Annotated in this window: 18 protein-coding genes, 1 pseudogene and 1 riboswitch; of the genes and pseudogenes, 9 read left to right on the top strand and 10 right to left on the bottom strand. The window is 71.8% G+C overall.

All coding sequences use genetic code 11. The annotated features are described in order from the left end of the window. Positions 1-9 precede the first annotated feature (9 nt). The gene (locus ACFYE1_RS07670) at positions 10-807 is read right to left on the bottom strand and encodes an enoyl-CoA hydratase/isomerase family protein (RefSeq protein ID WP_387741549.1); all 798 of its coding nucleotides are present in this window, start codon (positions 805-807) and stop codon (positions 10-12) included. Continuing rightward, on the bottom strand, positions 807-2,015 hold the full coding sequence (locus ACFYE1_RS07665) for a thiolase family protein (RefSeq protein WP_387741547.1): 1,209 nt from the start codon (positions 2,013-2,015) through the stop codon (positions 807-809). Before ACFYE1_RS07665 ends, ACFYE1_RS07670 begins: the two co-directional genes overlap by 1 nt. Positions 2,016-2,292: 277 nt before the next feature. Here ACFYE1_RS07665 and ACFYE1_RS07660 point away from each other — a divergent pair, with 277 nt between their 5' ends. The 3 genes from ACFYE1_RS07660 to ACFYE1_RS07650 all read left to right on the top strand — a co-directional run bounded on the left by ACFYE1_RS07660 (position 2,293) and on the right by ACFYE1_RS07650 (position 5,461). Further along, entirely contained in the window at positions 2,293-3,261 is a 969-nt protein-coding gene (locus ACFYE1_RS07660) for an MBL fold metallo-hydrolase (RefSeq protein ID WP_387741545.1), read from the top strand. 31 nt (positions 3,262-3,292) lie between these two features. After that, complete coding sequence (locus tag ACFYE1_RS07655) at positions 3,293-5,002, top strand: FAD-dependent monooxygenase (RefSeq protein WP_387741543.1); 1,710 nt, start codon at positions 3,293-3,295, stop codon at positions 5,000-5,002. A 78-nt stretch (positions 5,003-5,080) separates the two neighbouring features. Then, positions 5,081-5,461 (top strand): DUF1622 domain-containing protein, encoded by a 381-nt coding sequence (locus ACFYE1_RS07650; RefSeq protein ID WP_387741541.1) that lies wholly within the window; start codon positions 5,081-5,083, stop codon positions 5,459-5,461. Between the two features lie 24 nt (positions 5,462-5,485). Here ACFYE1_RS07650 and ACFYE1_RS07645 read toward each other — a convergent pair whose 3' ends face one another. Next, a complete protein-coding gene (locus ACFYE1_RS07645) occupies positions 5,486-6,307 on the bottom strand; it encodes a hypothetical protein (RefSeq protein WP_387741539.1) in 822 nt (273 codons plus the stop codon). On the opposite strand from ACFYE1_RS07645, the gene ACFYE1_RS07640 reads away from it, so the two are divergent. Beyond that, a complete protein-coding gene (locus tag ACFYE1_RS07640; RefSeq protein WP_387741537.1) occupies positions 6,302-6,793 on the top strand; it encodes an alpha/beta fold hydrolase in 492 nt (163 codons plus the stop codon). The genes ACFYE1_RS07645 and ACFYE1_RS07640 overlap by 6 nt on opposite strands. Positions 6,794-6,829: 36 nt before the next feature. On the opposite strand, the gene ACFYE1_RS07635 is transcribed toward ACFYE1_RS07640, so the two are convergent. The 4 genes from ACFYE1_RS07635 to ACFYE1_RS07620 all read right to left on the bottom strand — a co-directional run bounded on the left by ACFYE1_RS07635 (position 6,830) and on the right by ACFYE1_RS07620 (position 12,860). Beyond that, complete coding sequence (locus ACFYE1_RS07635) at positions 6,830-8,494, bottom strand: thiamine pyrophosphate-binding protein (RefSeq protein ID WP_387741535.1); 1,665 nt, start codon at positions 8,492-8,494, stop codon at positions 6,830-6,832. 151 nt (positions 8,495-8,645) lie between these two features. After that, positions 8,646-10,055 carry an MFS transporter gene (locus ACFYE1_RS07630; protein ID WP_387741533.1) on the bottom strand — a complete coding sequence of 470 codons (1,410 nt, stop codon included), beginning with the start codon at positions 10,053-10,055 and terminating at the stop codon, positions 8,646-8,648. Positions 10,056-10,363: 308 nt separating this feature from the next. Beyond that, positions 10,364-11,581 carry a cobalamin-independent methionine synthase II family protein gene (locus ACFYE1_RS07625; protein WP_387741531.1) on the bottom strand — a complete coding sequence of 406 codons (1,218 nt, stop codon included), beginning with the start codon at positions 11,579-11,581 and terminating at the stop codon, positions 10,364-10,366. A 76-nt stretch (positions 11,582-11,657) separates the two neighbouring features. After that, a complete protein-coding gene (locus ACFYE1_RS07620; RefSeq protein WP_387741529.1) occupies positions 11,658-12,860 on the bottom strand; it encodes a cobalamin-independent methionine synthase II family protein in 1,203 nt (400 codons plus the stop codon). Positions 12,861-12,873: 13 nt separating this feature from the next. Then, positions 12,874-12,976, bottom strand: a riboswitch (SAM riboswitch). 171 nt (positions 12,977-13,147) lie between these two features. On the opposite strand from ACFYE1_RS07620, the gene ACFYE1_RS07615 reads away from it, so the two are divergent. After that, a complete protein-coding gene (locus tag ACFYE1_RS07615) occupies positions 13,148-13,903 on the top strand; it encodes a 3-hydroxybutyrate dehydrogenase (RefSeq protein WP_387741528.1) in 756 nt (251 codons plus the stop codon). Positions 13,904-13,967: 64 nt separating this feature from the next. On the opposite strand, the gene ACFYE1_RS07610 is transcribed toward ACFYE1_RS07615, so the two are convergent. Then, positions 13,968-14,747, bottom strand: coding sequence for an IclR family transcriptional regulator (locus ACFYE1_RS07610; protein WP_387741526.1), 780 nt, complete (start codon positions 14,745-14,747; stop codon positions 13,968-13,970). A gap of 142 nt (positions 14,748-14,889) precedes the next feature. Here ACFYE1_RS07610 and ACFYE1_RS07605 point away from each other — a divergent pair, with 142 nt between their 5' ends. The 3 genes from ACFYE1_RS07605 to ACFYE1_RS07595 are packed head-to-tail and all read left to right on the top strand — an operon-like array spanning position 14,890 to position 17,512. Further along, positions 14,890-15,627: a CoA transferase subunit A gene (locus ACFYE1_RS07605; RefSeq protein ID WP_387741525.1), complete on the top strand. Its 738-nt coding sequence runs from the start codon at positions 14,890-14,892 to the stop codon at positions 15,625-15,627. After that, positions 15,624-16,325, top strand: coding sequence for a CoA transferase subunit B (locus tag ACFYE1_RS07600; RefSeq protein ID WP_387741523.1), 702 nt, complete (start codon positions 15,624-15,626; stop codon positions 16,323-16,325). The genes ACFYE1_RS07605 and ACFYE1_RS07600 overlap by 4 nt, the downstream gene beginning before the upstream one ends. Continuing rightward, on the top strand, positions 16,322-17,512 hold the full coding sequence (locus ACFYE1_RS07595) for an acetyl-CoA C-acetyltransferase (RefSeq protein ID WP_387741521.1): 1,191 nt from the start codon (positions 16,322-16,324) through the stop codon (positions 17,510-17,512). The genes ACFYE1_RS07600 and ACFYE1_RS07595 overlap by 4 nt, the downstream gene beginning before the upstream one ends. 390 nt (positions 17,513-17,902) lie before the next feature. On the opposite strand, the pseudogene ACFYE1_RS07590 reads toward ACFYE1_RS07595, so the two are convergent. Further along, positions 17,903-18,031, bottom strand: a pseudogene (locus ACFYE1_RS07590) (hypothetical protein); the annotation flags it as partial. Between the two features lie 212 nt (positions 18,032-18,243). On the opposite strand from ACFYE1_RS07590, the gene ACFYE1_RS07585 reads away from it, so the two are divergent. Beyond that, positions 18,244-18,672, top strand: coding sequence for a hypothetical protein (locus tag ACFYE1_RS07585; protein ID WP_387741519.1), 429 nt, complete (start codon positions 18,244-18,246; stop codon positions 18,670-18,672). 203 nt (positions 18,673-18,875) lie between these two features. Here ACFYE1_RS07585 and ACFYE1_RS07580 read toward each other — a convergent pair whose 3' ends face one another. Continuing rightward, on the bottom strand, positions 18,876-19,106 hold the full coding sequence (locus tag ACFYE1_RS07580; RefSeq protein ID WP_387741517.1) for a hypothetical protein: 231 nt from the start codon (positions 19,104-19,106) through the stop codon (positions 18,876-18,878). Between the last annotated feature and the right edge of the window lie 536 nt (positions 19,107-19,642).

Genomic DNA, 19,642 nt, shown 5'->3' with positions numbered 1-19,642 from the left:
GGGGCGCTCCTACTTCTTGTTCTTCTTGCGGTCCAGGAAGGCCTGCATGCGGTCGAACTTCGCCTGCGACTCGAAGAGCACGGCCTGGGCCAGCTCGTCGATGTGCGGGTGGGCGGACGGCGGGGCCGCGAAGACCCGCTTGGAGATGCGCACGGCCAGGGGGTCCTGGGCGCCGATCCGGTCGGCGAGGGCGTGCGCGGCGCCGACGAGCTCCGCGGGCTCGTGCAGCTCGGTGACGAGGTGCAGGGCCAGGGCTTCGTCCGCGTCGAGGATCCGGCCGGCGAGCAGGATGTCCAGGGCGATCGCCTCGCCGACCAGCTCCTTGAGCCGCCACAGCCCGCCGGCCGCGGCGATGATCCCCAGGTTCGTCTCGGGCTGGCCGATCCTGAGGTGCGGGGTGGCGATGCGGAAGTCCGCGGCGTAGGCCAGCTCCGCGCCGCCGCCCAGAGCGTAGCCGTCGACCGCGGCGATCACGGGCATGGGCAGCCGGTGGATCCGGTCGAAGATCCGGGAGTTGATCCCGGCCAGGGCGTCGTCGCGGCGGCGCTCGCGCAGCTGTGCGATGTCGGCGCCGGACGCGAAGACCCCCTTGCCGTTCTCCTCGGTGCCCGAGAGGATCAGGACCTTCGGGTGCCGCTCGAGGTGGCCGCACACGGTGTGCAGCTCCTCGACCATGGCCGCGTCGATGGCGTTGCGCACGGCGGGGCGGTCCAGGACCACATGCAGGCGGTCCTCGCGCTCCTCGAGCCGCAGGGCGGTGCACTCCCCGCGGAGGACGTCGCCGGGGATGTCGTCGGGGCCGACCATCAGAGCTTCTCCACGAGCATCGCGGTGCCCTGGCCCACGCCCACGCACATGGTGGCGAGGCCGCGGTCCGCTCCCTCGCGCTCCATCCGGCCCAGCAGTGTCACGACCAGCCGGGAGCCGGAGGAGCCGAGCGGGTGGCCGAGGGCGATGGCCCCGCCGTCGTTGTTGACGGTGCCCCGGTCGAGGCCGAGGCGGCGGATGCAGGCGAGGGACTGGCTGGCGAAGGCCTCGTTGAGCTCGACCGCCCCGAGGTCGCCGATGCCCCACCCGGTGCGCTCGAGCACCTTCTGCGTGGCGGGGACAGGACCGAGGCCCATGATCTGCGGCGGCACACCGGCGGAGGCGCCGTCGACGATCCGGGCCCGGGGGGTCAGCCCGTACTTCTCGGCGGCTCGTTCGGAGACGACCAGGATCGCCGAGGCGCCGTCGTTGAGCGTCGAGGAGTTGCCGGCGGTGACGACCGTCCCGTGGTCGACCACCGGGCGCAGCCTGGCGAGCACGTCGGTGGTGGTGCCGGGACGGGGGCCCTCGTCGGTGTCGACGACGGTCTCGGCGCCCTTGCGGCCCTTGACGGTCACCGGGACGATCTCGGGGGCGAAGCGTCCGGCGTCGATCGCGGCGATCGCCCGCTCGTGCGAGGCCACGGCGAACGCGTCGGCGTCCTCGCGCGAGATCCTGTCGACGATCGCGACCTCCTCGGCCGTCTCCGGCATCGAGTAGGTCATCTTGTCGTGCTTCCTGAACTCGGGGTTGGTGAACCGCCAGCCGATGGAGGTGTCGAAGACGTCCCCGGGCTTCGCGAAGCCCTGGGCCGGCTTCTCCAGCACCCAGGGGGCGCGGGACATGGACTCCGCGCCGCCGGCGACGACGATGTCCGCGGCTCCGGCCTTGATCATGTGCGAGGCCATGATGACGGCGGACAGCCCGGAGGCGCAGAGCCGGTTGACGGTGATGCCGGGGACGGTGTCGGGGAAGCCGGCGAGCAGCCAGGCCATGCGGGCGACGTTGCGGTTCTCCTCGCCGGCGCCGTTGGCGTTGCCGAGGATCACCTCGTCGACGTCGTGCGGGTCGATCCCGGCGTCGGTCACCGCGCGGCCGACCACGAGCGCGGCGAGGTCGTCGGGGCGCACGCCGGAGAGCGCGCCGCCGTACCGGCCCACGGGGGTGCGGACCCCGCCGACGAGGAGGGCCTGAGGAGTGGAAGGCATGGACGGAACTCCTGTCGCGACGGAAGGGGGCCGGCATCCGGGCACCGTTGCCCGACATTACTGACCGAGCGTTCATCAAACCATCGCACGCGTGCACCCGTGGGGTCAACAGAGCGCTCCGTCGCAGTGCGCTGTGGCCTGCTTCACAAATCGGGCCCCGGAGGCTACCGTGGAACTAATACAACATTTGACTATTCCGGGCGGGCCCCGCTCCGGTTCCCGACCCCGCTCCGGTTCCCGACCCTGGGCCGGAGCGGCCCCACGAAGGAGACGGCACATGAGCACCACCAAGTCGTTCGCGTCCTCGGCGGACCTCGGCGAGAAGAAGAAGACCCTCGAGATCCTGGCCGAGGGCGTCTACGCGCTCACGGCAGAGGGGGACCCCAACATCGGGGCGATCGAGGGGGAGGACTTCCTGGTCTGCTTCGAGGCCCTCGCCACCCCGGTGGTGGCCGCCGAGTGGCTCGCGGAGCTGCGCCGGCACACCGACAAGCCGATCCGCTACCTGGTGCTCTCCCACTACCACGCGGTGCGCGTGCTCGGTGCCTCGGCCTTCGGCGCGGAGACGATCGTGGCCCACGAGAACACCTACGACCTGATCGTGGAGCGCGGCAAGGAGGACTGGGCGTCCGAGTTCGGCCGCATGCCGCGCCTGGCCAAGGGCGCCGACACCGTCCCGGGCCTGACCTGGCCCACGGTGACCTTCCGGGACAAGCTGACCATCGACCTCGGCGGGGACCGCGGGGACCTCGTGCTCCAGCACTTCGGCCGCGGGCACACCGAGGGCGACATCGTGGCGTGGTTGCCGCAGCAGAGGATTCTCTTCGCCGGGGACCTCGTCGAGGCCGAGGCCGCCCTCTACACGGGCGACGCCTTCCACCGCGACTGGGCCGGCCACACCCTCGACGCCGTCAAGGCCCTCGGTGCGGAGCAGCTCGTGGGCGGGCGCGGGGCGGTCTCCCGGGGCCGGGAGGCGGTCGACGCCGCCGTCGAGCAGACCCGGCGGTTCCTGGAGGTCATGATCGAGCAGGTGAGCACCGTGCAGGCGGAGGGCGGGACGCTCAAGGACGCCTTCGAGGCCGTGCACACCGCCCTCTACGACGACTTCGGCCACTGGCCGATCTTCGAGCACTGCTTACCCTTCGACGTCTCCCGGTTGTGGGACGAGCTCTCGGGGATCGAGCGGCCCGTCATCTGGACGGCCGAGCGCGACCGCGAGGTCTGGGACCTGCTGCAGAACGGCTGACCCGGAGGACACGAGAACGAGGAGGGCGACAGTGAGACGATTCGACTCCGGCAAGGTGCTGGTGCTCGGCAACGGGCCCGTGGGCCAGACCGCCGCACTGCTGCTGGCGCGGTGGGGCATCCCCGTCACGATCCTGGACGCCCGCGCCGAGCGGGACCCCATCGGGTCCAAGGCCATCTGCCAGCAGCGCGACGTCCTGGAGGTCTGGGAGGCCGTGGGCGTGGGCAAGCAGGTCGCCGCCGAGGGCGTCACGTGGGACACCGCGCGCACCTTCTACCAGGACCAGGAGCTGTTCGCCCAGCCCTTCCGGGACAGGGGCCAGTCCCCGTTTCCGCCGTTCGTGAACATCTCGCAGACCCGCACCGAGGAGCTGCTCGCGGCCAGGATCGCCGCGGAGCCGCTGATCGAGGAGGTCTGGGGCCACGAGATCGTCTCGATCACCCAGGACGAGCGGTCCGTGACCGTGCGCTGCTCCTGCGTGGACGGCGAGCAGGCCGAGATCGTGGCCGACTACGCCGTCGCCGCGCTCGGCTCCAGGGCGCGGGCGCTGCGCGACCAGCTCGGGGTGAGCTTCGAGGGCCGCTCCTTCGAGGACAAGTTCCTGATCTGTGACATCCGGGCCGACATCCCCGGGTGGGCCACCGAGCGCCGGTTCTACTTCGACCCGCAGTGGAACCCCGGCCGGCAGGTGCTCATCCACCCGTGCCCGGACTCGACCTTCCGGATCGACTGGCAGGTGCCCGGCGACTACGACCTCGCCGCCGAGGAGGCCACCGGGGCCCTCGACGCCAGGATCCGGCAGATCATCGGGGACACCGACTACGAGATCGTCTGGAAGTCCGTGTACCGCTTCCATGCCCGGCTGGCCTCCCGGATGCGGGTGGGTCGGGTGCTCCTGGCCGGGGACTGCGCCCACATCGTCTCCCCGTTCGGCGCCCGCGGGCTCAACTCGGGCGTGGCCGACGCCGAGAACGCCGCGTGGAAGCTGACCTCGGTGCTGCGCGGCAACGCCGATCCGGCGCTGCTGGAGTCCTACGACCTCGAGCGCCGCGCCGCCGCGCTCGAGAACCTGGAGGTCACCGAGGCCACCATGGACTTCCTCGTGCCCCGCAACGAGGAGCAGCTGGCCGAGCGGCTGGCCAAGCTGGAGCGAGCCGTCGGCGACCCGTTCGCGTCCACCTACGTGGACTCCGGCCGGCTGGCCGAGCCCTTCTGGTACGTCGACTCCCCGCTCACCACCCCGCACCCGTCCCGGACCTTCGCCGGGCGCCCGCCCAAGGGAGAGGTCCCCGACCCCGTCCCCGGCGTGCTGCTGCCGGACGTCCCGGTCGCCGTCCCGGGCGTCCGCGCCGACCGCGTCCGCGAACTCGCCCGCTACGGGATCCTGCTGCTCACCGGCCCGGAGGTCGACCAGGAGCTCGTGCGCGGGACCGCGCTCGCCGCCATCAAGTCCCCGCTGCGCCTCCACGCCATCGCGGACATCGACACCACCGGCAAGCTCACCGAGGCGCTGAGGCCGGAGCCCACCGACGTGTGGGTCGTCCGTCCCGACTCGCACATCGCCGCGGTCGTGGACGGCACGGACCCCCGGGCGCTGGAGCAGGCCCTGCAGAACACCATCGCCGCGCCCGGCTCGGAAGCGGCCCGGGTCCTCGCCGAGCGCGAGGTCTCGCCGGGACCCCCGCGGCCGAGGGGCTCCGCGCCGGACACAGCGCCTCACGAGGTCGTTGCCGCCGGATGACGGCGGACCCGTGAGATCCTGGCGTCCTCATCGCAGACTCGAGCCGGCGCGTCCCGCCGGGGTCACCGGAGGTGCAGGATGTCGTTCCAGGAGTCCATGGAGCTGGTCGGAGAGGCCGTCGACGTCGCAGGCGTCGTCGCCATCGTCATCGGGACGGTGGTCGCGACCCTCCTGGCCGGGCGGGACCTGCTGGGGCGCCGGGGCGGGGAGCGCGACACCTACGAGAGCTACCGGCAGCGTCTCGGCCGCTCGATCCTGCTGGGACTGGAGCTGCTCGTGGCCGCGGACATCATCAAGACCGTCGCCATCACTCCCACCTTCGAGTCGGTGGGGGTGCTGGCGCTCATCGTGCTCGTGCGCACCTTCCTCAGCTGGTCCCTCGAGCTCGAGATCAGCGGGCGGTGGCCGTGGCAGAAGGAGCACGAGAAGTCCGCGCCCCTCCCCGAGCGGACCGTGTAGGTCCGCCGGGCCCCGGCCGGGCGTTCAGGCCTCGGGCGGGTACTCCTCCGGGCGCAGGTCGCGGCTGCACGGGACACGGCGACCGGGCACCAGCTGGTTGGCGGCCCTCGCCAGGCCGTCCCGGTGCCGGGGCGGCAGGTACAGGGCGTGGTGCAGGTAGGCGTCGAGCTCCAGCTCTCCGACGTCTCCGCCCAGCTGGACGTACCGCAGCCACAGATCGCGCGCACCCAGCCCGGTGCTCGTCAGCGCGGTGCGGATCAACCTGGCCTGCGTCCTGGCGATCGTCCGGTCGTCCATCTGACCCCTTCTGCCCGCTGCCACCAGGATAGTCGGCGGACCGGGACGGAGGCAGTCGCACGTCGGCCCGGACCGAGCTCGCACGGGCTCCCGGGGTGCGAGAAGGGCCACGACCCGCGGTCCGGCTCCGGGCGCGCCTCCGCGCGCAGCCCGGCGCCGACGGCGCCCAGCCACGCCTCCACCGACGAGCGGGCCTCCTCGGTGCCCGGGGTAGCGGGCGCGCAGGTGCAGGCCGTCGTCGCTCACCACGAACCACACCTGCACCCCGGTCGTCGGCGCCGACGCGGAGCTGTGCTGCGCCCGCAGCCCCGGCGCCAGCGTCGCGGGCAGCGGCCGGTAGTCGAGGTAGGACAGCATGAACATGCCCGGCGGGACGGGCATGCCGCCGTGGGGCCGCAGGATCGGCTCCAGGGCGTGCGAGCCCAGCTCCAGCGTCTCGCGCACGGCGGCGCGGCAGGCCTGCGGACCGGGGTCCGAGCACTCCAGGACCGAGTCGGTGATGAACCTGCCCGCGGCGTCGCGCCAGCGCGGCTCGGTGCGGCTGTGCACGGGAAGGACCGCGCGCAGGGGCCGGCCGGCGAGCTCCCGGGTGTGCTCGGCGAAGGACGCCGCGGGCGCACGGCCCGCACCGGCCGGGCGGCCCGCGGTCCGGCCGCCGAGGACGCGCCCGGCCCACCGGTGGTCACCGTCTACGCGTACCGTGGCGGCATGCCGACGCTCGAGCTCCCCCGCTGCCGACTGGCCTACGACGTGACCGGCTCCGGCCCGCCGGTCGCCCAGCTGCACGGGCTGCCCTCCGACCAGTCCGCCAACACCGCCGGCGGCCTGGACCTGGCGTCCGGGCTGACTGGGTGCCGGGGGGTGCGCTACGACGCCCGCGGCCACGGCCGCTCCGCGGCGGAGCCCGTGGCCGGGGACTGGGCCTGGCCCCGGCTGGCCCAGGACCTGCTGCACCTGCTGGCCGAGTGGCCGCGCCGGTGCGCGGATCTCGTGGGGGCGGTGGAGGCGGGCTGGACGGCCGGTCCCGCCGCCTGATCCAGGCGGGGCCGGCCCGGGGCGGGACCGGTGGGGTCAGAGCCGGCGGCCGGCGGCGAGGGAGGCGCTCATGAACTCGGCGACGACCTGCTGGGAGATGGCCACGTCCAGGACGAACACGCCCTCGTCGTGGCCGGCCAGCCAGTCCCGCAGACTCTGGAGGTCGTCCAGGGTGTGCGCCTTGGTCCCGGACGCGCCCATCGCCCGGCCCAGGGCGGCGAAGTCGACCTCGTCGATGAGCATCGCGGTGGGGTCCAGGCCCTTGGCGGCGTACTGGTGCAGCTCGGCGCCGTAGGCGGAGTCGTTGAGCACCACGATCACGCCGCGGCGGGTGGCGCGGATGAAGGTCTCGAGGTCGGCCAGGCCCATCAGCCCGCCCCCGTCGCCGGAGAAGAACACGGTGGTGCGGTCGGGGCGGGCCACCGAGACCCCGGCCGCGGAGCCGAAGCCCAGCCCGATGGACTGGAAGGCGGTGCCGACCAGGACCATGGCCTGCGGGTCGGGCACGGACAGGTACATCGGGGCCCAGCCGATGAAGTGGCCCCCGTCCATCACCACGGACCGGTCGGTGGGCAGGATCGAGTCGAGGGCCGCGACGACGGCCCGGGGGTTGAGCCGGCCGTCGGAGCCGAACTCGGCCGGGTCCTCGACCGGGGCGGAGCCGCGGAAGGCGGCGGTGGCGACCTCGGGGGCGGCCGCCCGCCAGGTGGCCTCCGGGGCGGCGGCGGAGATCCGGCCGGTGAGTCCCTGGAGGAACGGTCCCAGGTCCGCGCGCACGTAGTCGGTGACCGGGGGCTCGAGGTCCTCGGGTTCGTTGTCGATGCGGACCACCCGGGTGCCGGGGGCGAAGAGGGTGCCGTAGCGCAGCTGGAAGGCGTTCAGTGAGGCCCCGGCGACCAGGACGACGTCGGCCTGCCGGGCCAGCTCCAGGCGGTGGGCGCGGGTGAAGCCCCCGGCGATGCCCAGGTCCCACGGGGAGTCGAAGACCCCGGTGGCCATGGCGGACGTCATGAACAGCGCCCCGAGCCGGTCCCCGATCTCGGTGAGGGGGGTCGTGGCCCCGGTCAGGAGCACTCCGCGCCCGGCCAGGATCAGGGGTCTGGTCGCGCTGCGCAGGATCGCGGCGACGCGGTCGAGGTCCTCGGTGGAGGCGGTGAAGACGGGCTTGACCGGCAGCGGGTCCAGGACGGTCTGCCCGGTGAGGGGGGCGGTGGCGTGGTCGTAGGGGATCGCCAGCACCACCGGCTGGACGGTCTGGGCGGCGAGGTCTAAGGCGCGGTGGGTGATCGCGGCCGCGTTGTCCGGCGCCGCGACCAGGGTGGTGACCCCGGCGGCGGCCGCGGCGGCGGTCTGGTCGATGTCGAACGCCCGCCGCCCGGTGGTCGGGGCGTCGCCGACGACCAGGACCAGCGGGATGCGGGCCAGTCGCGCCTCGGCCAGGGCGGTGTAGGTGTTGGCGAACCCGGCCCCGTACGTCGTCGTCGCGGCCCCGGTCCGCCCGGTGGCCCGGTGGTAGGCGTCGGCCATGGCCACGGTGGCGGCCTCGTGCCGGGCGGAGGTGAAGCCGAAGCCGCGGGAGGTCAGCGAGCTGATCAGGTGCGCGTTGCCGTTGCCCATCAGGCCGAACAAGTGGTCGGTGCGCTCGGCCAGCACATCGGCCACCGCCGTCGAGACCGTCGGCAGCAGGGGGTCGGTGGTCATGGAGGAGTCCTTTCGGCGGGACTCCGGTGGGAGCCCCGGGGTGGGAGCGGGGTGTGCTCGTGGTGTGCTCGGGGCGGCCCGCACGAGCGGAGCCGCCCGCCCGCACCCGTGGGTGCCGGCGGGCGGCTCGGTCGTCGGCCGGGTGCGGCGCTCAGTCGCGGTGCTTCTCCGCGACCTCGGCGGCCTCGAGGATCTCGGCGGCCTCGGGGTGGGCGGCGACGTAGTCCTCGTGCACCTCCTCGACGTGCAGGTCGATCTCCTGGATGTCCTTCGGCACCAGGGAGACGGCGATGAAGGAGACGATCGCGATGCCGGCGATGTAGACGCCGATCGTCCAGGACATCCCCGTCTCGTTGAGCAGCAGCTGGGCGATCATCGGGGCGAACGCGCCGCCGATGATCGAGCCGAACGCGTAGCCGATCGAGACGCCCGAGTAGCGCACGCGGGCCGGGAACATCTCGGCGTAGAGCGCCGACTGCGGGCCGTAGGACGGGCCGAGGCCCACGGTGAGGATCACGATGGCCAGGGCGAACAGCGGCAGGGACGCGGTGTCCAGCAGGAACCACATCGGCACGGCCCACAGGATGATGATGGCGTAGCCGATCTGGAAGGTGCGCACCCGCCCGATCCTGTCCGAGATCCAGCCGCCGAACATCGTGAACACGAGCCAGCCCACGCCGCCGATCAGGGAGGCGATGAGGGTCTGCGAGCGCGGCATGCCCAGCACGTTGGAGCCGTAGGAGGCGAAGAACGCGATCACGAGGTAGCCGGCGGCGTTGTTGGCGGCGAAGATCAGGGCCGCGAGGGTCACCTCCTTGGAGTTGTGCTTGAACAGCTGGCCCAGCGGAGCGGAGGACTCCTTCTTGCGCAGCTGCATCTCCTTGAAGACCGGGGACTCGTCGACAGTCTTGCGAATCAGGTAGCCGACCACGATCAGCACCACGGAGGAGATGAACGGGATGCGCCAGCCCCACGCCTGGAAGTCCTCGGGCGACATCATCGAGGTCAGGGCGAACATGAAGCTCGTGGCTAGCAGCATGCCCAGCGGCACGCCGATCTGCGGGTAGGCGCCGAAGAGGCCGCGCTTGTTCCGGGGGGCGTGCTCGACGGACATCAGGGCCGCGCCGCCCCACTCGCCGCCGGCCGAGAAGCCCTGCATGATGCGCAGGATCACCAGGAAGACCGGGGCCCAGATGCCGATCGTGGCGTAGGTGGGCAGCAGGCCGATCAGCATCGTCGCGGCACCCATGCCCACGAGCGTGAGGACCAGGACGATCTTGCGGCCGTACTTGTCGCCGAGGTGTCCGGCGACCACCGCGCCGAGCGGCCGGAACAGGAAGCTGATGCCCAGGGAGGCCCACGCGACCACCTGGGCGAGGCCGGCGTTCTCCTCGGACAGCGGCGCGAAGTACAGGGGCGCCAGGACGAAGGCCGCGGCCTGGGCGTAGATGAAGAAGTCGTACCACTCGATGGTGGTGCCCACGAGGGTGCCGGCGAGGACCTTGCGCTCCTCGCGCGACATCTCGTGCCGCCCGGCCGGGGCGGATGAAGTGTGCGCCATGGGATCTCCAGGGGAATCGGGGACGGCGACGTCCTCGGCGGGACCGAACGCATCATGACCGAACGTTCGGTAATTGAAGGTGATACTACGGGTGGAAGTGACGCCTGTCACCTTCGGTGCCGAACCAGCAGGCCGTGCACCAGCGATGTGGCACGGACCACCTCGTAGAGAGAGCCGGTGGCCGGCCGCGCACGGATCACCCTCGCCGGCAGCGCCCGCGCCGCCCCCGCCCGCCCGGACGCGGCCGGGCCCGGCCCTCCGGGGAGGACCGGGCCCGACGGCACGGCGGTGACGTCAGGAGCGGCGGCTCAGCGGTAGAGCCGCTCCGAGGCCAGGCGTGCGCCCGCCACGAGGGACTCGAGCTTGGCCCACGCGATCTGCGGGTGCAGGCGCCCGCCCAGTCCGCAGTCGGTCGAGGCGACGACGTTCTCGCGGCCCACCACGGAGGCGAACTGCTCGATCCGGTCCGCGACGAGCTCGGGGTGCTCCACGACGTTCGTCGAGTGCGAGACCACCCCCGGGATGATGACGCGGCCCTCGGGCAGCGGGTGGTCCCGCCAGACCTTCCACTCGTGGGCGTGCCGGGCCGAGGCGCCCTCGAACGTGTAGCCGCCGGCGTTGATGGTCAGCATCAGGTCCACGAGGTGCTTCAGCTCGAGGTCCGTGGTGTGCGGGCCGTGCCAGGAGCCCCAGCACAGGTGGAAGCGGACCTGCTCCTCGGGGATCCCGCGCAGCGCGTGGTTGAGGGCCTCGACGCGCAGGCGCGTGAACGCCAGGTAGTCCTCGACCGTGGGCTCGGGGTTGATCTGGTCCCAGGACTCCGCGATGGAGGGGTCGTCGATCTGCACGGTCAGCCCGGCGCCGGTGATCGTCAGGTACTCCTCGCGCATCGCGTCGGCGCAGGCGTAGACGAGCTCTTCGTCGGTCTCGTAGTACTCGTTGGTCACGCGCGCCGCGGAGCCCGGGGAGAGGGCGGCGACGAATCCGGTCTCCGCCCCGGTGGCCGCCATGGCGGCCCGGAGGTGGCGGACGTCCGAGGCCACCGCCTCCTGGCCGGTGTAGGTCAGCGGCCCGGTGATCTTGGGCTGCTTGGTCGAGGAGCGCCCGGTGAGGATGCCCGACGCCGGGTCCTCGTACGCCTCCCGGAAGCGCTCGCGGTCCCGGCGGTCCGGGAAGCTCGTGAGCACGATGCTGCCGGGCGAGGAGCGCTTCTTCTCCGTGGACGCCCACCGGTCCTCGTCGGACGGGGTGAGACCGCCGAGGCGGGAGAAGGAGTAGTTCCACCACGCGCCGTAGTCGACCGCGCTGGACATGGAGTGCCCGTACTCGCCGTCGTTGACGACGTCCACGCCGGTCTCGCGCTGCCGCCGGACCACGTACTCGACGCCCACGGCGAGCTCGTCGGTGAGCTGTTCGAAGGTGATGGCGCCCTCGGCGTGCCGCTGGTTGGCCTCGAGCAGGCGCGGGGTGCGCGGCAGGGAGCCCACGTGGGTGGTCCGCACGTGGTCGGTGTTCTGCATGGTCATGCGTTTCCTCCTGGGGAACGGCGGGAACGGCGGGAACGGCGGGAACGGCGGGAGCGGCGGGAACGTCGCGGGCCGGTCAGGACCAGAGCCGGCGGGAGGCGAGCTCGGCCCCGCGGACCAGGGTCTCGAGCTTGGCCTCGGCGATCTGCGGGTGGATGCGCCCGCCCAGGCCGCAGTCGGTCGAGGCGATGACGTTCTCGCGGCCCACCTGGCGGGCGAAGCGCTCGATCCGGTCGGCCACGAGCTCGGGGTGCTCCACGACGTTGGTGGCGTGGGAGACGATCCCCGGGATGATGACCTTGCCCTCGGGCAGCACGTGGTCCTGCCAGACCTTCCACTCGTGCTCGTGCCGGGCGTTGGCGGCCTCGAAGCTGTAGCCGCCGGCCCGGATGGAGAGCATGAGCTCCACCAGGTGCTCGAACCCGAGGTCCGTGGTGTGCGGGCCGTGCCAGGAGCCCCAGCACAGGTGGAAGCGGACCTGCTCCTCCGGGATGCCCTCGAGGGCGTAGTTGAGGGCCTCCACGCGCTTGCGCGTGAACGCCTGGTAGTCCGCCACGCCGGGCTCCGGGTTGACCTGGTCCCAGTTCTCCGCGATGGAGGGGTCGTCGATCTGCACGATCAGCCCGGCGTCGGTGATCGCCCGGTACTCCTCGCGCATGACCTCGGCGCACGCGGTGAGGACCTCGTCCTCGTCCGCGTAGTGGGTGTTCTCCAGGCGGGCGCACGAGCCCGGGGACAGCGCGGCGAGATAGCCCTCGCTCGCGCCCGTCGCCGCCAGGCCCGCCTTGAGGTTGCGGATGTCGGCCTCCAGCGCCGCATGACCCGTGTACTCCAGCTTCCCGGTGATCCTCGGGAACGGCGCCTGCTTGCCCACGGTGATGCCCGAGGTGGGGTCCGTGTACGCCTCGTTGAAGATCTGGCGGTCCCGGCGGTCCCCGAAGCTCGTCAGGACCACCCGGCCGGGGGCAGAGCGCTGGGGCTCCTGCTCCCACAGGTCCACCTCGCCGGGGGTGAGGCCCGAAATCCGGGCGAAGATGTAGTGCCACCACGCGCCGTAGTCCACCTCCGCGGCCATGACGTGGCCGTATTCGCCGTCGTTGACCACGTCGATCCCGAGCTCGTCCTGCCGGCGGACCACGTCGACCACCGAGTCCTGCAGGAGCCGGTCGTACTCGGCCTCCGGGACGCTGCCCTTCGCCCGGTTCGCCTCGAGCAGCGCCGGGGTCCGGGGGAGGGACCCGGCGTGGGTCGTGAGGATGCGGTCGGCACTGTGCAGCACGGGTCGCACGTCCTTTCCATCGGTCGTGGCGGTAGCACCGGAGGTGGGACGGGGAACCGTCGCCCGGGTTGCTGCGGCGTCGTCGAGCCAGATCTCTCGGCCGCTCTGGATGGTGACCTCTTCATCCAAGCGCACCGGCGGGCGTCGCGCCATTCGGCGCCCGCGTGACGGGTGTGACGGAATGTGACACGCGCGATCCTGCTCGCCGTCGTGGTCCGGATCACATACCGTGACGGTGACCGGTGCCCCGGACCCGGTGGGCACCGCGGACGGAAGAAAGGACCCCCATGTTCCAGGACAACGGCCTCGAGGGGCGCACCGCGCTCGTGACCGGCGGAGCGAGCGGCATCGGCCTCGCGGCCGCCCGAGCTCTCGCCGGCTCCGGCGCCCACGTGGTGGTGGCCGACGTCGACGAGGCCGGCGCCCAGCGCGTCGCCGGCGAGCTCGGGGGACGGGCCTGGGCCGTGGATCTGCTCGACACCGGGGCGCTCGCCGAGCTGAGCCTCGACGTCGACGTGCTGGTCAACAACGCCGGCATCCAGAAGGTGTCCCCCCTGCAGGAGTTCGATCCCGCGGACTTCCACCGCATCCTCGTGCTCATGCTCGAGAGCCCGTTCCTGCTGGTGCGCGCGGCCCTGCCCCACATGTACGAGAAGGGCTGGGGGCGCGTCATCAACGTCTCCTCCGTGCACGGGCTGCGGGCGTCCCCCTACAAGAGCGCCTACGTCTCGGCCAAGCACGGCCTCGAAGGGCTGTCCAAGACCATCGCGGTGGAGGGCGCGGCCCACGGGGTGACCAGCAACTGCATCAACCCCGGCTACGTGCGCACCCCGCTCGTCGAGAAGCAGGTCGCCGATCAGGCCAAGGTGCACGGGATCCCCGAGTCCGAGGTGGTGGAGCGGATCATGCTCGGTGAGACGCCGATCAAGAAGCTCGTGGACCCGGAGGACGTCGGCAGCCTCGTGGCGTGGCTGGCCGGACCGCACGCGTCCATGGTCACCGGGGCGTCCTACACGATGGACGGCGGCTGGACGGCGCGCTGAGCACCGCGCGGCGATGGTGCGCTGGGGCGCCCCGTCCGGACCGACCGGGGCCGGCCCGGGCCGCTCAGCGGTGGCCCAGCTCCCGGGAGAGCCGGTGGGCCTCCGTGAGCAGGGCCCGTCCCAGGGGCTGCCGGCGCTCGCCGGTGAACCGGGGCTCGATGCCCGTGAGGCTCAGCGCGTAGACCGGTGCGCCCGTCGCGTCGAAGACCGCGGCGGCCATGCCCCAACTGCCCTCCACGATCAGCCCCGGGTTGACCGCGAAGCCCTCCCGCCGCACGCCGGCGAGCAGGTCCCGGATCCGCTCGGGCGTGTGCAGCGGACCCCACCCGGCGCGGGCGCCGGGCGTGGCCGCGAGGACCCGCTCCACCTCCGCGTCCGGGAGGTGCGCCAGGATCGCCAGCCCCGCCGAGGCCACGCCGAGCGGCAGCCGCAGCCCCTCGTAGAGGACGTGGGAGCGGATGGGGAAGGCGCCCTCCACGCGGGCCAGGCAGACGGTCTCCAGCCCTCGGCGGACCGACAGGAACGCGCTCTCGCCGGTGGCCTCCGCGAGCCGGCGCAGCGAGGGCCCGGCCAGTTCCCGGATCGGATAGCGCTGGGCCGCCACCGCGCCCAGCACGTACAGCTCCGGGCCCAGCTGCCAGGCCCCGGTCCCGGCGGCGCGGTCGACGAAGCCCTCCTCGGCCAGCCCCGTGAGCAGCCGGTGCACGGTGGGGCGGGTCAGCCCGGTCTCGGCCGCGAGCTCCGCGACCGTGCTGCCCTGCTCCCGCCCGGCGACGGCCCGCAGCAGCCGGCCGACCCGGTGGACCACCTGTGTTCCCGCACCTGTCGTCGACTGCCGTCCCATGACTCCACTATATGGACAGCCGGGACTCGAATGGCCGGATGATGAGGAGAAGCACCGTCATTCCGCCGGATCTGTTGACCGTTATGTGGAGGCTCCCTAGATTGAGTGCTGAGTCACAGTCGCACGAGAGGGAGGGACAAGGGTGTCCAAGGTCAGAGACAGCGCCGCCGAGCTGCTGGCGGAGAGCCTGCGGGACGGCATGACGCTCGCCGTGGGCGGGTTCGGGCTGAGCGGGATCCCCCGGGATCTCATCGACGCGGTGCGGGACTCCAGGGTCACGGACCTCACGGTGGTCTCCAACAACATGGGCGTGGACGGCAAGGGCCTCGGGGTCCTGCTCGAGAACCGCCAGGTGCAGAAGGTCCTCGCCTCCTACGTGGGCGAGAACAAGCTGTTCGCCCAGCAGTACCTGGACGGCGAGCTCGAGGTCGAGTTCAACCCGCAGGGCACCCTCGCCGAGCGGCTCCGGGCCGGCGGCGCCGGCATCCCCGCCTTCTACACGAAGACCGGGGTCGGCACGCTCGTGGCCGAGGGCAAGCCGCACGCCGAGTTCGACGGCGAGACCTACGTGCAGGAGCGCGGCATCGTCGCCGACATCGCCCTGGTCCACGCCCACACCGGGGACGCCGACGGCAACCTCGTCTACCGCTACACCGCGCGCAACTTCAACCCGATCGTCGCGACCGCCGGGAAGGTCACCTTCGCCGAGGTCGAGCACGTCGTGGCGGTCGGCGAGATCCACCCCGACCACATCGTCACCCCGGGCGTCTACGTCCAACACGTCGCGCAGTACAGCGGCGCACCCAAGGACATCGAGCAGCGCACCGTCCGCCCCCGCCCGGCCGGGCGGGCCACCGAGCAGAACGGAGACCAGGCATGAGCTGGACCCGGGACGAGATGGCGGCGATCGCCGCCGTGGAGCTCTCCGACGGCGACTACGTCAACCTCGGCATCGGCATCCCCACCCTCGTGGCCAACAACCTGCCCGAGGGCGTCAACGTGGTGCTGCAGTCGGAGAACGGGGTGCTCGGCATGGGCCCGTTCCCCTACGAGGGCGACGAGGACCCGGACCTCATCAACGCCGGCAAGCAGACCATCACGCTGCTGCCCGGGGCCTCCGTCTTCGACTCCGCCACCTCCTTCGGGATGATCCGCGGCGGCCACGTCAAGATCGCGATCCTCGGCGCCATGCAGGTCTCCGGCACCGGCGACCTCGCCAACTGGATGATCCCCGGCAAGATGGTCAAGGGAATGGGCGGTGCCATGGACCTCGTGGCCGGCACCCCGCGCGTCGTGGTGCTGACCGAGCACGTGACCAAGGACGGCTCCGCCAAGATCAAGACCGAGTGCGACCTCCCGCTCACCGGCGTGCGCGTGGTCGACCGCATCGTCACGGACCTGTGCGTGTTCGACGTCGAGGACGGCGGGCTCGTGCTGCGCAGCCTCGCCCCCGGCGTCACCCAGGACGAGATCCGCGAGAAGACCGAGGCGTCCTTCCGCACCGACCTGCAGGACGTCACCCCCGACACCGTCCCCACCGAGAACGCCGCCCCCGGCGGCGCTGAGGAGAACCGATGAGCACCGCCACCGACGTCGTCGTCCTGTCCGGCGCCCGCACGCCCCAGGGCAAGATCCTGGGCCACCTGGCGTCCTTCACCGCGGCCGAGCTGGGTGCCCACGCCATCCGCGCCGCGCTCGAGCGCGGCGGGATCGCCCCCGAGCAGGTGGACTACGTGGTCATGGGCCACGTCCTGCAGGCCGGCGCCGGGCAGAACCCGGCCCGCCAGGCGGCCGTCGCCGCGGGCATCCCGCTGCACGTGCCCGCCGAGACCGTCAACAAGGTCTGCCTCTCCGGGCTCGTGGCCGTCACCCATGCCGCCCGGATGATCCGCGCGGGCGAGGCCGAGATCGTCGTGGCCGGCGGCCAGGAGTCCATGACCAACACCCCGCACCTCGCGATGGGCGTGCGGCAGGGCAAGAGCTACGGCGACCTCAAGCTCGAGGACGCCGTGGCCAAGGACGGGCTCGTCGACGTCGCCGCGTGCGTGTCCATGGGCTCCCTCACGGAGTCCGGAAACAGCGAGCGCTCGATCTCCCGCGAGGAGCAGGACCAGGTCGCCGCCCAGAGCCACCAGCGCGCGGCCCGCGCCACGGAGGACGGCGTCTTCCGCGACGAGATCGCCCCCGTGACCGTCCCGCAGCGCAAGGGCGACCCGCTGGTCGTCGACACCGACCAGGGCGTCCGGCCGGAGTCCACGGCGGAGTCGATGGCGAAGCTGCGCCCGGCCTTCGCGAAGGACGGCACCATCACGGCCGGCAACTCCTCGCCGCTGTCGGACGGCGCGGCCGCCGTGGTCCTCACCAGCCGGGAGTACGCCGAGCGCCACGGACTCGAGTACCTGGCCGTGGTCGGGGCCCCCGGCCAGGTGGCCGGGCCCGACACCTCGCTGCACTCCCAGCCGTCCCGGGCGATCGAGGACGCCGTGTCTAAGGCCGGCTGGTCAGTGCAGGACCTGGACTTCATCGAAATCAACGAGGCGTTCGCGTCCGTGCTGATCCAGTCGCTGCGGGACCTCGACTACCCACTGGAACGGGCCAACCTCCACGGCGGCGCCGTGGCCGTCGGCCACCCGATCGGCGCCTCCGGTGCCCGCCTGGCGCTGCACGCGGCCTACGAGCTCTCCCGCCGCGGGTCCGGGAGGGCCGCGGTGTCGCTGTGCGGCGGCGGCGGGCAGGGCGAGGCGCTGCTGCTCTACCGCGACTGACCCTCGGCCCGTCCACCGACCCCTCAGGACCCGGGCGGCCACGACGAATCGTGGTCGGCCGGGTCCTGGAGGGCCGGCCGGTTTCGGCCTCGGGGTGTGCGTCCGGCGCTCGCCGCTGGTGTGCCCGGCGGCGGCGCCCGCGGCGATCACGGCCGGGTCCGCGGTCTCCTCCGGTGCCGGCACCGCGACGACCAGGCCCTCCGGGTGGACGATGACGACGTGCCCGCCCTCGACGCCGACCAGCTCCCGGTCCGCCGCGAACAGCTCGGGCGCGGTGGCTCCCTCGGCCGGGAACTGCGCAGCGAAGGCGTCGGCGGTGCGCCGGGCGAACTCCGCGGCACCGGAGGCCACGGCCGCGAGCTGCCGGGCAGCGGTGGCCGCGTCCTCCAGCCCGAGGATCATCCCGCGCACCTCGACGATCGGCACGAGGTGGGCGGCGTCGCTCACGAACAGCACGTTGCCGTGGCAGAACTCGTCGAGGGCCAGGGCGCGGGGACGGTAGAGGCTGGACCAGGCCATCTCCCACTGCGCGTCCGTCTCGCCGAGCCGGTCCAGGTGCCGGGTGATGTCGGGATGCGGGCAGAACTGTTCAACCCTCGGGGAACCTGATTTCGGACTGAGCCGGGGCCTGCGTAGCCGTTCATGGCGCCTCGGACCAGCAGGGAGCACTTTGTCTCATTGGTGTCGGACCCACGGACGCTGGACGGGGACTTTGTCTGTGTAGGACCGATGTGGGGATTCCTGCCCCGTCCATCCCGGTCTACCGTAGCCCGCTGCCTGCTGTGGTCGGAGCCGCCACGGGGCACCAGCTGTTCGCGGGAGTCCCATGGGAGTTTCTGGCGATCACCGGAGAACTGAAGAGCAGGATCGACGCCGTGTGGAACCGCTTCTCACCAGATGCGGTATTCAATCTGCTGGCGTTGATTCAGCAGATCCCCTACCTGCTGCTCGTGCACCGCCCGGGGCGGCATCCGAACGGACGAGGAGCAATGAGCCCGGCTCCACTTGATCGAGCGCCCTGTCCTCCTCTCGGACCATCAACACCTGTGGTGGTCGCGCTTCAGAACGCGGACGACGGCCAGAAAATGTACGAGGTCATCAGCGACCAGGTCTTCCCGTTCCTGCGCCGCGAGGTTGGATTGGAGGAAGAGCGAAGGTGATCAGAGCGATCGATGTACCCCGTGCAAAGGGATGCGCGACGTCTCGTCGAGCTCGAGGCGGCCGTCCCACTTCCTCGGTTGCAGCGCTCTCCTGCCCAGCGCTGACCTGATCGTGCATCCGTCCCGGAAGAACGTGCTCCATCAGCTGGGCCGGTGGGAGTCGTGGCGTATGGCGGGCAAGTTCAGGGGCTCAGCGGGTATAACTAGTGGTCGCCTCCCAGGCGCTTCTCCAGACGCTCGATGCGCTCGTGGTACTCCCGATCCTGCTTCTTCGCGCCTCGCCACACCAGGACGAAAACTGTGAAATTGAGGAAGGCACCCACCACCGTGCTCCAGGAAAGCCCGTCGAAAATCGCGATGACCAAGAGAACCACAGCCAGAACGCCTAAGACGATTGCGATGCTCCCGCTGATCGGAGCTTTTCCAGTGGCCACGATGTCCCCTGTCGGTCTGCTTATCCGAAGCGCAGAACGCAACACCCCACGACGGACCTCACGAAGTACTACTAAGGCGAGGTCCAGAACCCGTACCGGCCTCGACCTGCTAGGCACCGCCGGGCGCGCCGATTTCCCGATCGGGAGTATCCCCACCCCCGGGGTGTCAGCGGCTCAGCTGGACTCGTCATGATGCTCTCTCTCGTGCAAGCGGTCGTACTCGGCCTTGGCTTCCAACGCTTCAGTCGTCCGGCCGCGCTTCACAGCGCGCCAACCGGCATAGACCAGACCAAGAGTCAGTACGACAAGTCCCAGCCCCAAGAGCGTGTACCCAGCCGCGAAGCAACCAGCAGCCGCCAGGGCTGTAGGGGCGGTCATCCCCGTAAGCAGCCCCTGCATCTTTGATCCCCGCATGTGTTCACTCCTTCCTCGTCTGAGATCTTGTATGAATCAGGCAATCAGGTGAGTAGCGTCCCCTAGCGTGGTGTACGCCGGGCCCTGGGGGCGTGGCGTTCCGAACGTGAGGCGGCCACCGC

Source organism: Kocuria nitroreducens (assembly GCF_042879195.1).
In the GTDB taxonomy this organism is placed as follows: domain Bacteria; phylum Actinomycetota; class Actinomycetes; order Actinomycetales; family Micrococcaceae; genus Kocuria; species Kocuria nitroreducens.
Note: the sequence above shows the minus strand (reverse complement) of the source record. Positions and strands in the feature narration are given on the sequence as shown.